Here is a 14259-nt window from a genome sequence, read left to right on the forward strand (position 1 = left end):
TCTCTACAGAACTGACGGAATCAAGATTGAGATAGGGACAAAAGTATTCCATGGGATTATTTCAACAGTAAATAATAGAGTTGCCCGTCATCACTCATTAACCCAGCGCGATCGCCGGCTAAATTCCCCGTTCCCATGAAAATATCCACCCGACCCGCACCTTTAATGGCACTGCCGGTATCCTGATCTAACACATAACGACTAACGCTTTCTTTTTGTAGATTGGTATTAGGAATCGGAGCTAATAATAGGGCCAAGGCCCCTGGTGGCATCAAAGATTTATCCGTTGCGATCGAACGTTCGGGGGTGACAGGCAGCCCTAAACTCCCTTTTGCTTTTGCGGCTGCGGAAGTTTCTCGAAAGAAAATAAAACGATGATTGCGGGGAAGATACCGATCTAGAGCTTCGGGATGTTTTTTTAAATAATCAATCAGAATCGGTAAGGTTAACTCACCTGGCTGAAAAATGCCATCCTTCACTAATTCTTTGCCGATACTCGTATAAGGGTAGTCTGTACTGCCATCAAAGGCGACTGAAATGCTTTTGCCATTGGTTAAACGAATCTTTGCCGCTCCTTGAATTTGCACTAAATAAGCCTCTAGGCGATCGCGGAACCAAATCAATTCCCTCCCTTTAATTAAACTTTTTGTGCCTAAGCCATCACTCCCTTCTAGGGCTGCCCTGGTGGGATGGGGCCTTGACCAGGCGGCAAAATTGGCCGGTTTACGGTAAAGGGGATAACGATACTCATTAGTACGATGACGACTGGCCGTATAGGTCGGCTCAAAATAGCCCGTAAAATGGACAGTGCCACGATTATCATTCCCAACTGCCTGATAGAAAACAAATTCCCGTTTAACCGCCGCTTGTAATTCCTGAGGATTGCGGGCCTGTTTCAACAAGGTTTTAAAACGCAACAAAGAACGTTTAACGCGATCGCGGCTAAAGCCAGGTACAGAATAACGACGGTAAGCTTGGACGGCACTAGGAGAACTGAGATAACGCAAACTATGATCAATGGCTTGGATTAAAGCCCAGCGATCTTTTTGCCACAGTTGTTCATCCAGACCTAGATTAGGATTATTAACCGCTAACTTGACCACCGTGAGAGGACTATTTTGAGAAACTAACGGAGGATTGGGAATGACCGTTAGGGCCAATAAAACAATGGATAAGGTGCAGACTTTTTGATACATGACAGAAAATTATATCTTAAAAAAAGAGATTATCAACCCACCTTGGTACACCTTTGTGCCAATCTATTCCTAACCTCATGCAAAGCCCAGTAAAGCTGTTTATAAGCATAACCCGCAGTCTTGCCCTAAGGTTTACGAAGCTAAGTAAGCAGAAAAAGAGGAAATGTTAACTTTTGCATGATTTCAGCCGAACATTCAGAGGCAGAGGGCGAACGAGTTTGATAAAGTAAAAGTGTAGTGGGTAATGTTGGCGGATAGCTTTGCCAAGCGTAGAATGGATGATTCAACAAACCCATTAACCAATCGCATTCAGCCCTATTCCTCAGACTATGCTCTCTTCTTTCCTCTCGACTCCGATCCCCATTCCGACTGACTCTCAGGATAGTCTCCAGATCGGTTTTGCTCCCCTGGCTTTAGAAGGGGTTTATCAATTAGCCGCCGATCCAGCCAATGGGGCGATCGTGGTGATGAGTGGCACTGTCAGGCAACAAACAGCAGGAAAAGCGGTAATTAACTTGGAATACCAAGCCTATGAACCGATGGTCTTAATCATTTTTCAACAAATTGCAGCACAAATACGTCAACAATGGCCAGAAGCAAATCGAGTGGTCATTCATCATCGCACAGGTTGTTTAGCCGTTGGCGAGATCAGTGTATTGGTCGCAGTGGGGTGTCCCCACCGTGGAGAAGCCTTTGCCGCCTGTCAATATGCCATTGATACTCTCAAACATCAAGCTCCCATCTGGAAAAAAGAACATTGGGTCGATGGCTCAAGTCGCTGGATAGGCATTGGAGAATGCGAAATGGCCCATGCTCTTGACAGTTAAGGATGAATTGGTGGCACTAAAAATCATACTATCCCGTTGAATTTCCTGATGATTGTCATTGAGCATTAAGGTTTTTGGACAAAGAAGATTTTACGGTAATTAGTTGCCAGGGGACGAATTGATAATGTTGGCGGAAACAGCACCCATTTTTTAGCTAAGTTTTCGGGAAAAGTTGTTTCATTAATAATGGTTAACCGAAACCCTGCTGCTGTTAAAAAATAGGGAAAGTCATCTCCATAAACCCGGACATGATCCACTTGTCCGAAAACGTCCTCTCGTATTTTGGTAATGGTTGCATCTTCAAACGTCTTTGATAGATGATCCTTTTGGGGAACCGTAATAATTCCATAGCCCTTTGCACTTAAAACTCGATAAATCTCAGCGATCGCCTTTAAACCCATATTCCGTACCAATTAGAAGAAAATAAATAATTTAAAATTTACACGCTATATGCAGGCATCATTAGCCATCACAACACTAGATAGGGCTTGCTGAATAAGTATAGAACCCTTGCCAGATAATGCTTTCAAGCATTTTAAAAACGATCAGGTGCAAGGTTATGGCCTTTGGAGGCTCAAAGCCCATGCACGTCGTTGGAAAACTGGGGGTTGAAATTGGAAACAACTCTCTGAAGTCACCATTTTTCGCGTCCTGTGGCATCTAGGTTCGTTTTGTGGACCTTTTCAGCAGACCCTAGATAGGGCTTGCCGAAAAAAAGCTGAAACTCTTACGGAGAAAAGATAGTAGCCGAATTAAGGACAGGCAGAATACAGGGAAATAGGTTAAAATGGCTTGAAAACCTTGCCGGAAAAGGAGGCAAAACATATGTACGGAAGACAACAGTACGAAACTAAGACACCAGAAAACTTCAAAAATCCGTTCGATGGGCAGTTAGACGCAGAAAATCGTTGGGTAAAAATGTCAAAAATGATTCCCTGGGAAGAATATGAGGAAGAATATGCAAAAAACTTCACAGAGGAAAAAGGAGCACCAGCGAAATCATTTAGAATGGCGTTGGGGGCATTAATCATCAAAGAAATGTTAGGAATAAGTGATAGAGAAACAGTGGAACAAATTAAAGAAAATCCTTATTTACAGTATTTTATAGGAATGGAAAGCTATAGTAGCGAAGAAGCATTTAATGCGTCAATGATGGTTCATTTTCGTAAAAGAATAGGAATGGAATTAATCAATAAAATTAATAAAGAAATGGTAAAGAAGTTCGAGGGAGTAGTGTCAGAAAAAAAAGAAAATGAAGGACAGCTATTGTTAGATGCAACTTGTACACCAGCAGATATAAAATATCCAACGGATATAGAAATATTGAATGAAGCAAGAGAAAAAACAGAAGAAACAATAGATGAGCTTTATAAACAAATACAAGGAAAAGAGAAAAAAAAGCCAAGAACGTATAGAGTAGCAGCAAGAAAAGACTACCTAGAGATAGTCAAAAAACGTCGTGTGTCAAAAAAAGAAAGAAGAAAAGGAATAAAAAAACAACTACAATATGTAAAAAGAAACTTGTCTCATATAGAAAAAATGATAGAAGAGGGAGCCAAGTTAGAAAAACTAACGAAAAAGGAGCAAGAAGAGCTTGTAACGATAAGAAAAGTGTATGAGCAACAGTTAGAGATGTATGCAAAAAAGACGAATAAAGTAGAAAACAGAATTGTGAGTATAACCCAACCTCACATCCGTCCAATAGTGCGTGGCAAAGTAGGAAAAGCAGTAGAGTTTGGAGCTAAAATATCGGCAAGTAGTGTGAATGGCTTTGTCTTCTTAGACAAATTGAGTTGGAATAATTATAACGAATCGGGAGATTTACAAGAGCGAATAGAAGAATATAAAAGGGAAACAGGATGTTATCCGGAATCGGTTCATGTGGATAAAATCTATCGAACAAAAGCGAATCAAGCTTATTGTAAAGAAAGGGATATAAGAATGAGTGGTCCCCGATTGGGAAGACCGCCGAAAGAGGTGAGCAAAGAAAAAAAGAAAGAGGCACGCTCAGATGAAAGAGTGCGTAATGCCATTGAGGGTAAATTCGGACAGGGAAAGAGGAAATTTAGTCTTGGTCGAGTGATGGCCAAACTACCTGAGACCTCGGAAACGGTAATTGCGATGAACTTTTTGGTAATGAATCTTTCTACTCTACTTCAGAAGACAAAAAGTAAGAAGTTGTAGAGTCGTTTTTCTTCTGAAAAATGGTGTTAATTTTCCTCTCTTTTGTGAGGAGTGATTTTTGTTGACTTTTTGTAGAAAGAAAGGGACAATAGATTAAACAAAATCTGTATTGTGACTTCTTTCCATAAGGAAAAGTTATCTGTGCTTTTTCCGTCCATACTTCCCTAACCCACATTTCTTTCGTTTTTTGACTTTTTCAGCAAGCCCTAGATATAGACGGAGAAGGAAAGACTATAGTCTAAGTGCGTTTATCAGTGCTTTTATACTGAATAAAGAGGCGTACTTTTGTTGATCAGCAGATTGTGATTCCTGAAACCTTTGTGGGGAAGCACTTTTGCTAATCTAGACTTGTTCGTATTAATTAAAATTCTTGTTGCCAAGTACGGAATGTGGGTTCAAAGCCTGGGGACGGGCAGTTAACGAAAAATTTCTACCTTGTCCTCTGGCCCTACCAGGGAAAGATAGGGACTCTGGAGATAGGTCTGGGCCACCCGTTGAGCATCGGCGGCGGTTACTTGGCTCACTTGTTCTTGAAAATCACTATCGAAGGGAAGTCCTAATCCCAGGGTTTCATACCACCCAAATAGATGGGCAATTTCTCCGTTGGTTTGTTTGCCCAGGGCGTATTGACCCAATAACTTGTTTTTAGCTGCCGTTAGTTCGTACTTTACTAACGTTTGTTGACAGAGCCGCTCTGCTTCCGTTTTTAGCCCCTCAACAGCGATCGCGGTATTGTCAGGAGCCGTTCCCATATACATCACAAACTGGGAAGAACCGAGACGGGTGGGATAAAAGGCCGAGACATCGTAGGCTAAACCCCGTTTTTCCCGCAATTCCACAAATAAGCGACTGGATAAACCATTGCCCAAATAGGTACTAAGCAACTTCAGAGGAGCATAATCTTCACTTTTCACCCCCGCCCCTAGATAGCCCAACATAATAATCGATTGCTGAGTTTCCTGGGCCGTTACTCTTGGATAGGGTTGAGCATTTAAGACGGGTAGGGTGGGGGCAATCAAGGAACGGTGAGGAATCTCCCAACTACCAAAGATGTCATTAATTAAATTCACAGCCGTCTCCAGGCTCAAACGACCGGAAAGACTAATCACCAAATTGTCTGGCCGAAAGTAGGCCTGATGATATTCCACTACATCCTGTTGGGTTAAGGTGGGAACCGATTCTTCCGTCCCTAAAATCGATGAACCATAGGGATGGTCGGCATACATGGATTGGCGGAGTTGATTAAAGGCTACATTGAATGGTTGCTCCTGTTGGGAACGAATGGATTGCAATACTAGCCGTTTTTCCAGTTCCACTTCAGTCTTAGGGAAGGTGGGATAGCGTAAAATCTCAGCAGCAAGAGCCAAAATTTCAGGAAAATCCGCCACAACGGTTTTGAGACTAATTAACCAATAATCGCTGGCCGCATCGGCTCCCAAACTCGCTCCAATGGATTCCACTGTTTCAGCAATTTCCAAGGAGGATCGATACTGGGTTCCCTTCATAATCACCGTTGCCAAAAGATGGGAAAGGCCAACTTTGGCAGGAGAATCCCAACAGGAACCTGCTTTTTTCAGAAAAATTCGTCCGGCAACTAAATCCGCTACTGGGTTTTCGGCAAAAACGATCGTAATACCATTGTCGAGAACCACACGATTGACTGATTGATGATGCCGCATAGCTGCTTTTTTAACCTAAAAACCAAGAATTACATTTAAAACGCCCCTATTTTTCCATTGTCTCCTATTCCAAGGGTTGCATGGCGGTAATGGCATAATAGTCAGGGGAAAGATATTGACGAGCCAAGCGTTGTAGGGTGTGGCAGTCGATCACCTGAATTGTGGTGGGATAACGGGTGGCTAATTCGGCACTGGCCAGGGTGTGATAGTAGCCGTATAACCCTGCTAATTGGCCGGGCGTTTCCGTTGAAAAAATATAGTCATGACAGAGCAGCCGTTTTGCCCTGGCGAGTTCAACCTCGCGAATCGGTTTGGTTTGCATTTCATAGATGCGATCGCGGATCAGTTGTTCAACTAAAGCTAAATGTTGCGGTTCAAGCCAAGCCGTCACACTCAATAAACTAGAATTACGTTGCAAGGAAAAACTACTTTGAATATCTAACACCAACTGCTTTTCTTCCCGCAGTTCCTGCACCAAACGAGAACAACGTCCCCCCGCCAAAACCGCCGACAGTAAATCTAACCCTAAACCATCTTCTAAACAGTCGATGCCGGGCCCTGTCCAAGCCATCATTAATCGCCCCTGACCCTGACGCGGAATCTGTAAATCCTGGCGACGAATCTCCACCAAGGGCGGATCATCCTCAATAATGGTTGGGGGGCATTCAGAACGAACCGCAAAATTCTCAAAGGTATCTACCATCAACTGCACAGCGTCTTTTTCAGTCACATCTCCCACCATCACCACGGTCATATTTTCGGGTTGATAATGAGTTCGGTGAAAACAGCGCATCTGGTTCGGGGTGTAACGACGGAGATCGCTCTCCTTGCCTAAAACAGAACGCCCATAGGGATGATTGGGATAAAGACTGGTGCAAATACTCTGAAGTGCGAGCCAATCAGGGTCATCCTCACTGCAATGAATCTCTTCGACCACAACGTCTCGCTCACAATAAAATTCTTCTTCGGGAATCTCGGCCTGTAATAAAATTTCGGCTAAATAGGGCAAGGTTTGACGCAGATAGGGAGAAGCCGTGGTTAGGAAAAAATGGGCATAGTCGTGACTCGTGGCCGCATTGGTGACACCGCCGTTATATTCAATAATCTGATCAAAGCCGCCTGGGGGAATCCGTTTTGTTCCTTTAAAAATCATGTGCTCTAAAAAATGAGCCATCCCCGGCCACTCGTTCGGTTCAGCGATCGCGCCTGCCTTAACCCAAACGTCAACCACTGCCACTGGAATCTCAGGCAAATATTGGTGAATCAGGGTGAGTCCGTGATCAAAAGTTAAAATCTGGGCCGGAAAGGAACAGGTAGGAAGGCGTTCTGAAAGCTGCACCAACTTTGAAACCTATACTTGCTTTTAAAGATAAATTATCCCACTTTTTACGTGTTCTTAACCCAATGGTATATAGTGAAACCCTAACTTTACTAATCCTTAGACAGATTCAATTTGCTGACAAGATTTGAGTATCTGATAAAATTTGAGTAAAGGAAACACTGCCGTGCCGTTTTACCTCAGTTTATGACCTGGGGTTAACCAGGTGGGTGCTAATGGTTTCTGCTTTCGTTTCTGAGTACAAGCTCAGTTTACTACCACGAAACACGTTGATAGCTCCCGTTTTTTCAAAGCAAGATCAAAAAACTTTGTTGGCAGTCACCAACACAGCAGCTTATGGATCATTATAGCTTAGGAGCCAGTTAAGTTCATAGGACAAAAAGACTATTGAGATGGACAAGGAAAAATGGGCAGATAAAAAAGGTGGATTCTTCAACCCACCCCTGACAATTTTAACGACTTATTTAATTTTAACGATTACGTTAAGCTCCCACTGCTTCCTTCGCGGCGTACATCACTTCTAAAGTAATCACGGATAAACCGCGATCGCGGGCAAATTTTTCAGTATTGCGTTTGACCTTACCGCGCACAAAACCAGGGATTTTATTCAATTCGGCTTGAGCTTCCTTGTTCCATCCCAAATCAGAATCCGCAGAAACGCCCTTCGTAATCACCTCCTTGGTATCGTGACCGCCAAAGATCTCTAAGAGGTGATCTTCCATGCCCAAGGTGAAGGAATTGTAAACCAAATCTGCCAATTGATTGGTTCCTTCATAACCCAAAAAGGGCTTGTATCCTAAAGGGAAATTTTGGATGTGAATCGGAGCCGCAATCACACCACAGGGAATATCTAAACGTTTACCCACATGGCGTTCCATTTGTGTGCCAAAAATAGCAGCCGGTTCAATGCGGGCGATCGCATCGGCAATTTGGCCATTATCTTCACTGATCAGAACCTCATCACAATATTCACTCACTTCCTGCTTAAACCAGTCTGCATCATATTTGCAATAGGTTCCAGCTAAAACGACATGAATTCCCATTTCCCGTGCCAGAATTTTGGTCATCGCTGCGGCATGGGTATTGTCCCCAAACACAACTGCTTTTTTACCGGTTAAATTTTGACAGTCAATGGAACGAGAAAACCAAGCTGCTTGGGAAATATACAGAGTTTGCTCATTAATAAAATTCTCGTAGTTAACCTCACCGCCTTGAGCATTTAAAACCTGTTGAATCTTGCGAATACAACGAGCCGTTTCGACCACTCCCATGGGCGTAATATCAACGTAGGGCATCCCAAACTCCTGCTCCAGATATTGGGCCGTCATCAATCCCACTTCTCGATAGGGACAAAGATTAAACCAGGCACGGGGTAAATTTTTCAGTTGTGTGACCGTCGCGCCTTCAGGGGCAATCACATTCACTTGAATACCCAAATCGGCCATCAAGCGTTTTAATTCTGTGCAGTCATGTTGATTATGAAATCCCAGGGTCGTAATGCCAATAATATTAACCGAAGGTTTTTCCGTTTTTTCGGTGGGCAAATCTCCTTTTTTCTGAGCTTTTTCCAAATAAAATTGTACCACTTGAGCCAAGGTGCGATCGGCCGCCTGCAATTCGTTATAACGATAGTGATTGACATCAGCCAGGAGCACATCACCCTTTGCCTCCATCTGAGCGCGATCGCAGAAATTCTTGAGGTCTTCTTGCAAAATACTAGACGTGCAAGTAGGGGTTAAAACAATTAAATCGGGATGTTCTTCGCTGTCTTTACGAACGATATTATCCACTACCTTTTCTTGGGAACCCCTAGACAAGACATTGCGATCAACCACACTGGTTGTTACAGGTGTAAATTCTCGTTCCCGTTCCAACATGGAGCGCATGACATTGAAATAGTCATCTCCCAGGGGGGCGTGCATAATGGCGTGAACATTTTTAAAGGAACTGGCAATGCGTAATGTCCCGATATGGGCAGGGCCAGCGTACATCCAATAAGCTAATTTCATCGAAAGTTCTCCCTTTAGAGGTGCAAGCAGGGTCGCTTCTGATTGTCTCAAACTTCTTGCTAGGTAACAGACCGCGCAACATACGGTAACAAAAGCCAAACTGTTCCCAAAATCCCCCAGAGCTTGAGTTACAGCCAGACTCTAACAACACACATATTGTTTAATTGACATAATTCTTAACATTTGTCTTGTCCAGGCATCTTGCTGTTTAGAGAATCATTTAAGTATTGAGACGAAATTATTTACACATGACTTTGATGTTATACAAGCTTTTCAGTCTGATTTTTGTGTAATTAATTTTGTACAACTACTTATAGCCTTTATCCTACCAGCCTTCTATACCTCCCCGAAACACCTATTGAGCCTTTCTCGTTTACGATGCTTCCATCGGGTCTTGCCAGCAATTCTAAATTTGCCCTGTAGCAAGGGTTTCAGGTTTTAGTTCGCGTAATACGGGGTAAAATTCAACGGGATTAACAAGTTCATTTTACGAGTCTTCAGGCTTTCAGGCATGGTAGTACACATAGAATTGCCCCAAAAACCCCCTTTGAAATGTTCTTTAAATCCCTAAAAGGCTTGCTGTATCTAAAACTGAGAATTGCTGGGGTCTTGCCTTGATGAACTTTCGGTTACGCTTTTCATGATAGGCTATTCGGGGGGTTAGCTTATTTTCCTGCTTGCTTTCAGCGTCTTACACTGGACTCAGCGTGACGGTTAGCTGTTTGCCGTTTCACCTTTGACTGCCAAAGGGGTGGGAATTTAACCCACAAGTTGACGAGAGTTATGCAAGTTTCTGAGTTTTCAACTTGCCGAACGGTGTTTTCCACTTCCAAGTTTCTTTTTTGATTCTTGGTTTCGTTCAACGTTTCGCCCCCAACCTATGCGATCAGCGATCGCACTGTTAGGCTTTTTTGTATGGATATGGTAACAGATTTAGATTTTGAATAAATCGGTAATCTCGTTGATTCTTGGAGATGAAAGGGTAATTCCATATTATTGCTGTGGCGGCGATCAATCCATCGGCAATGAGTAAGCAATGACTTAACCGATACAAGCGGAGCAAGTCAACTGCTTTGTCGGAAATAGGCGGGTCAATTGTAACTACGTCAAACTGTTGAAGAAATTTCTCTAGCGTCCGTAACTCTGATTTGTTAGCGCAGCCAACAATTAATTCCATTTGTGTAACTATGCTGATTGCTAATCTGGAAGTTGATTTTAGCTCTTGCATACAATTAACGGCTTCAGGAATACCACGACCAACATCAATGATTATGTCGGTATCTACGATAGTTGAACTAGCCATGAGATTTTGACCACTCATTTTCTCGCAAATTTCGCACCCAAGTATTACTCTCTAAGTCTTGACGATCACGCCACATTCCAATAAAGGGATCATTTATCAAATCACTATTTGGTAATGCAGACAGAGGTTCAGAATATATGTGCTTTTGTTTCAAAAAAGAGATCAGACTGATTACTTGGCTCTGTGCTTCAGCAGGCAAATCTAACAATTCCCCTAGAATTTCTTGATTTGTCATGATCATAACCTCCAAACAGAAAAAGATATTTTTGATTTAGGCTGACTATAAATGTAGCAATACTCATTGGCTTACTGCTGCTCGTTTAGCTTTACGCGCTTGCAGTTTTGCCATGCAGAAGCATATTCAGGCTTTGGCGGCAACTTAGAAATATTCGCAAGACGTTCTTTGTTCTTCTCTTGCCAATAATCCTGAATTTCCTCTGCTTGCTGTAACACGGTTTGATACTCTGACTCGACTTCTTCATAATGAGTGTCGATATAAGACATCGCTCCATCAAACTGCTCGTCAGTTAGATAGCATTGGTGGCGGATTAAATGGCGCGGGTAACTTGCGTGAATATAGTCCATTATTTGATACAAGGTTATTCTTGTGCCAGAAATTGTTAGACCGCGCTCTGTTTGGGTAATGGCTGGTTTATTATCCTGATATAACGGCATATTAATGATTAGCTCCAATTGGTATTTGGCTGTTGCTCCTTTTTATCATATCACCCCCAATTCTGTTCGCCTTCGCACCAATAAAAATAAGGTGCGTTGGAGTAACGCACGCTACAGCTATAAATAGTCAACCTTAATGGGCTTATCGGTTTCGGTATAATCGTTTAGTGTTGGCTAAATCCTTTGGGTATTGGGTTTCGTGTCTCAATTCAATCTACGCGACCAGCGATCTAAAAAAGTCTTGTGGTGTAATTATTTTGAGAATTGAAGTGCGATCGCGTTTTGGGGAAGTGTAGTCAGAATGCGATCGCGTTTTTGGAAAAATAGTTTTACGAAACTGGATAAACTTAGAGCAGGTTTTCATTGCGATCATATATGGAGGAAATGGAATCATGTATTTGGTACATGAAAAGACAATCAAAGCTCAAAAAGCTTGGGTTGAAAATGAATGGATTTGTATTCGTTTGGATGATGATAGAGAAATTCGTTTTTCTGCCGCTAAAAATAGACGATTAGCCAAAGCAACTCCTGAACAATTAGCGAATGTTGAACTAATTTGTAATGGAACAGGACTGCACTGGGAAGAATTAGATGAAGATTTATCGGTAATGGGAATTTTGGAGGGAAGGCTAGGAAATTGAATATTTAAACACTATCTATTTTGATCGCAATTCGGCTTCTTTAGACCTCTCTATCATACCTTGCAGGTTAGTGGGATTGATCTGCTTCAGGAGCTTTATCGCTAATGTCAGGTTGGGTTTCGTGTCTTAATCTAATCTACGTGATCAGCGATCGCACTACCCTGGCTTTATCCAACTTTTGACAACTGCTTTACCAACATTGACGTAAGGATTATCTAAAAATTCTTCAATTGCAGCTTCGCTACCTGCTTGTAATGCAGCAACCACACGCTGTTTGAGCTTAGGAGTAGTTTGGTTATTGACGTAAGCAGCTTGTTCAGCCTCCGTAGCGTTAGGATTCGTCATTTCCAGTTGCTTAATAAGTCTTTGAATTTCAAATGCAGCTTCAGTAAGAGTTTGTTTTTGTTCAGGTGCGTAAATATGCTGAATAGACTTCTGATCACCATGCACTGTTTCTGCGAAGTTCCCAACATTTGCACTACGAAAATCAAACTTTGAAGTCTCCATAACTATCTCCTCATGGTTTTGAGAATTACTTTGATTTGATTGGGCATTATGAGCAAAATTACCAAAAGTTGCACTACCAATATTATAAATTGCACTATTATGAAGAGCAATTGAAGTGCCAGATTTATTACCGTTCTCTATATCAGAAATAACCTCTGATTCTACTAATGTAACATCTTCATTTTTTAATCCTAGAACTTTTTTCAGACCCTCAAGGTTCATTCTAGAATTCTCACTTAAAGGATTTTCTAATTTTACAACTTCTAAAAAATTTTGCTGGTATTGTTTAATTTTCTCTTGATAGTGTTGTTTAATCCTGGTCGTGATTCTGTCTTCAATTTGCACGATATCTTCATTCTTTAACTTCCAAGTCTGCCGTAAAAAATGAAGTCCATTTCGCTCCTCATCCGTGTAGGGATAGTTGCGTTGGGTCGTTTCTATAAAAAGTTGTTCATACTGCTTTAATCTGTCTTCATATTGTTTCTCCCTTTGGCGCAAAACCTCTAGTTCAGCTAAAATCTTAAATATATTTGTATGATTGGCAGAAATAAGTCCATTCAGAACTTCATCCTTTTCCATCATCATTTGTTGAAGGAACTTGCTGGCGGCACCGCCAAACGTTCCAATTGGAAGCAAAGGTTTAGACAAAAGCTGCTGCGTTACACTTGCGGCGTTGGACGTATGATCGTTACCTCCAATGACTACAACGAGGTCGCATTCCTTTAAACCGACAAGATGACGCTCTAAACGGGTTCGTTCAGGCGGTTTCCTCCAGTAAAACAGTGATGGATTTTCTTTTGTGTACCGATAGAACGCGTCAGATGTCCGTGTCGCCATGACCAAGAGACAGCGTTCGCTTTTCTTGGGAAGGTCATTGCGCTTATTCCATACCTCTATAAATCCTTGAACAACGTAGTAGTCGGCGGTCGTTTCTTTCTCACTGGTCACGACGATGCCAAATCGACACTCGGCGAAATAACGACCGATCTCGCGGCACGTCGACTTAAAAGCTTCAATGTCAGCCAACGGCTCCCATTCAGCATTCGGGTAAGAGCCATAGATCGCAACAATCATTTCGCTATCCCTCGCTGCCCGATCAGGCAATTCTCGACGATGTGTAAAAATTCTACTGAGTCGAACGGAGGCGTTATTACCGCAGCCGCGAAATCAAATTTTTGCAACCTCGCGAGCTTATGGCGGCAGGCGATTGTGACAATGGACGCGCGTCTTGCAGCCCACCCCCCAATATCAGTATCCTCTATCGCAACAACGGCACTCGGCAGAAGTTGGAGCTTAGAAAGCGCGAGTTCGTAGCATTCGGATGACGGCTTCGGGTGGGCCACGTCGTCTGCGGAAATAGCCACGCTCAGTAAATTGGATATGTTCAAGCGTTCAAGTACCGCTCGCATCATCCACTTAGGGCTTGAAGTCACCAGCCCGAGTCGAAATGAATGATCTGTCAAGCTCCTCATAGTCTCTATTGCGCCTGGTACGGCTGTGGCTTCTGAGAGAACGGCCTTTTCGTAATGCTCCGCAAAGGCCGCGTTGTATGTGGACACCGAAATGGAAAGGCTTGCTTGGATGAGGGCCGCCTTTGCGACTTCATCTTGCGACTGTCCAAGCACTTGCGGATAGAAGACATCAGGCAAGTACCCTCCAAAATTGCGAGCGGTCTGAGCATGGGCAGCAGCCTTCAGTGGCTCCGTGTCCGCAATTACACCGTCCAAATCGAATATGACAGCCTTACTCATTTTGCACCCAACGCTCTGGCCCAGCACCAGGCAGTTCGTTTAACTAAGAACTATATGAAAATTTTATGTTAATACTACCACAAATAAGAATCTTATTAAGAATCTTTCTGTATAACACTCCCAAATAGCGCGATCGCCAGAAAACTTT

General features: G+C 42.7%; 12 protein-coding genes, 1 other RNA gene and 1 pseudogene. 3 read left to right on the top strand and 11 right to left on the bottom strand.

Annotation, left to right across the window (positions count from 1 at the left end; genetic code table 11):
• Window positions 1-56: 56 nt before the first annotated feature.
• Window positions 57-1196 carry a murein transglycosylase A gene (locus tag KA717_10310; protein ID UXE63024.1) on the bottom strand — a complete coding sequence of 380 codons (1140 nt, stop codon included), beginning with the start codon at window positions 1194-1196 and terminating at the stop codon, window positions 57-59.
• 329 nt (window positions 1197-1525) lie between these two features.
• Here KA717_10310 and KA717_10315 point away from each other — a divergent pair, with 329 nt between their 5' ends.
• Complete coding sequence (locus KA717_10315) at window positions 1526-2023, top strand: molybdenum cofactor biosynthesis protein MoaE (protein ID UXE63025.1); 498 nt, start codon at window positions 1526-1528, stop codon at window positions 2021-2023.
• Window positions 2024-2088: 65 nt separating this feature from the next.
• Here the strand turns inward: KA717_10315 and KA717_10320 are convergent, their stop codons facing one another.
• The gene (locus KA717_10320) at window positions 2089-2424 is read right to left on the bottom strand and encodes a hypothetical protein (GenBank protein ID UXE63026.1); all 336 of its coding nucleotides are present in this window, start codon (window positions 2422-2424) and stop codon (window positions 2089-2091) included.
• Window positions 2425-2848: 424 nt separating this feature from the next.
• On the opposite strand from KA717_10320, the pseudogene KA717_10325 reads away from it, so the two are divergent.
• Window positions 2849-4186 (top strand): annotated as a pseudogene (locus KA717_10325) (IS5 family transposase).
• Window positions 4187-4623: 437 nt separating this feature from the next.
• Here KA717_10325 and KA717_10330 read toward each other — a convergent pair.
• The 7 genes from KA717_10330 to KA717_10360 form a co-directional block, all read right to left on the bottom strand.
• Complete coding sequence (locus tag KA717_10330) at window positions 4624-5886, bottom strand: insulinase family protein (protein UXE63027.1); 1263 nt, start codon at window positions 5884-5886, stop codon at window positions 4624-4626.
• Between the two features lie 64 nt (window positions 5887-5950).
• On the bottom strand, window positions 5951-7225 hold the full coding sequence (locus KA717_10335) for an insulinase family protein (protein ID UXE63028.1): 1275 nt from the start codon (window positions 7223-7225) through the stop codon (window positions 5951-5953).
• Window positions 7226-7379: 154 nt separating this feature from the next.
• Window positions 7380-7564, bottom strand: a non-coding RNA gene (gene ssrS, locus KA717_10340) — 6S RNA.
• Between the two features lie 143 nt (window positions 7565-7707).
• Window positions 7708-9234, bottom strand: coding sequence for a ferredoxin:protochlorophyllide reductase (ATP-dependent) subunit B (locus tag KA717_10345; GenBank protein ID UXE63029.1), 1527 nt, complete (start codon window positions 9232-9234; stop codon window positions 7708-7710).
• Window positions 9235-10135: 901 nt separating this feature from the next.
• A complete protein-coding gene (locus tag KA717_10350) occupies window positions 10136-10555 on the bottom strand; it encodes a type II toxin-antitoxin system VapC family toxin (protein UXE63030.1) in 420 nt (139 codons plus the stop codon).
• Window positions 10530-10772: a hypothetical protein gene (locus tag KA717_10355; protein ID UXE63031.1), complete on the bottom strand. Its 243-nt coding sequence runs from the start codon at window positions 10770-10772 to the stop codon at window positions 10530-10532. Before KA717_10355 ends, KA717_10350 begins: the two co-directional genes overlap by 26 nt.
• A 71-nt stretch (window positions 10773-10843) precedes the next feature.
• Window positions 10844-11212, bottom strand: coding sequence for a DUF433 domain-containing protein (locus tag KA717_10360; protein ID UXE63032.1), 369 nt, complete (start codon window positions 11210-11212; stop codon window positions 10844-10846).
• Window positions 11213-11604: 392 nt separating this feature from the next.
• On the opposite strand from KA717_10360, the gene KA717_10365 reads away from it, so the two are divergent.
• On the top strand, window positions 11605-11853 hold the full coding sequence (locus KA717_10365) for a DUF2442 domain-containing protein (protein ID UXE63033.1): 249 nt from the start codon (window positions 11605-11607) through the stop codon (window positions 11851-11853).
• A gap of 156 nt (window positions 11854-12009) precedes the next feature.
• Here the strand turns inward: KA717_10365 and KA717_10370 are convergent, their stop codons facing one another.
• Together KA717_10370 and KA717_10375 are read right to left on the bottom strand one after the other, a co-directional pair.
• Window positions 12010-13434: a hypothetical protein gene (locus KA717_10370; GenBank protein ID UXE63034.1), complete on the bottom strand. Its 1425-nt coding sequence runs from the start codon at window positions 13432-13434 to the stop codon at window positions 12010-12012.
• The gene (locus tag KA717_10375; protein UXE63035.1) at window positions 13431-14111 is read right to left on the bottom strand and encodes an HAD family hydrolase; all 681 of its coding nucleotides are present in this window, start codon (window positions 14109-14111) and stop codon (window positions 13431-13433) included. Before KA717_10375 ends, KA717_10370 begins: the two co-directional genes overlap by 4 nt.
• Window positions 14112-14259: the final 148 nt, after the last annotated feature.

Origin of the sequence: Woronichinia naegeliana WA131 (assembly GCA_025370055.1) — a bacterium.
GTDB lineage: Bacteria > Cyanobacteriota > Cyanobacteriia > Cyanobacteriales > Microcystaceae > Woronichinia > Woronichinia naegeliana.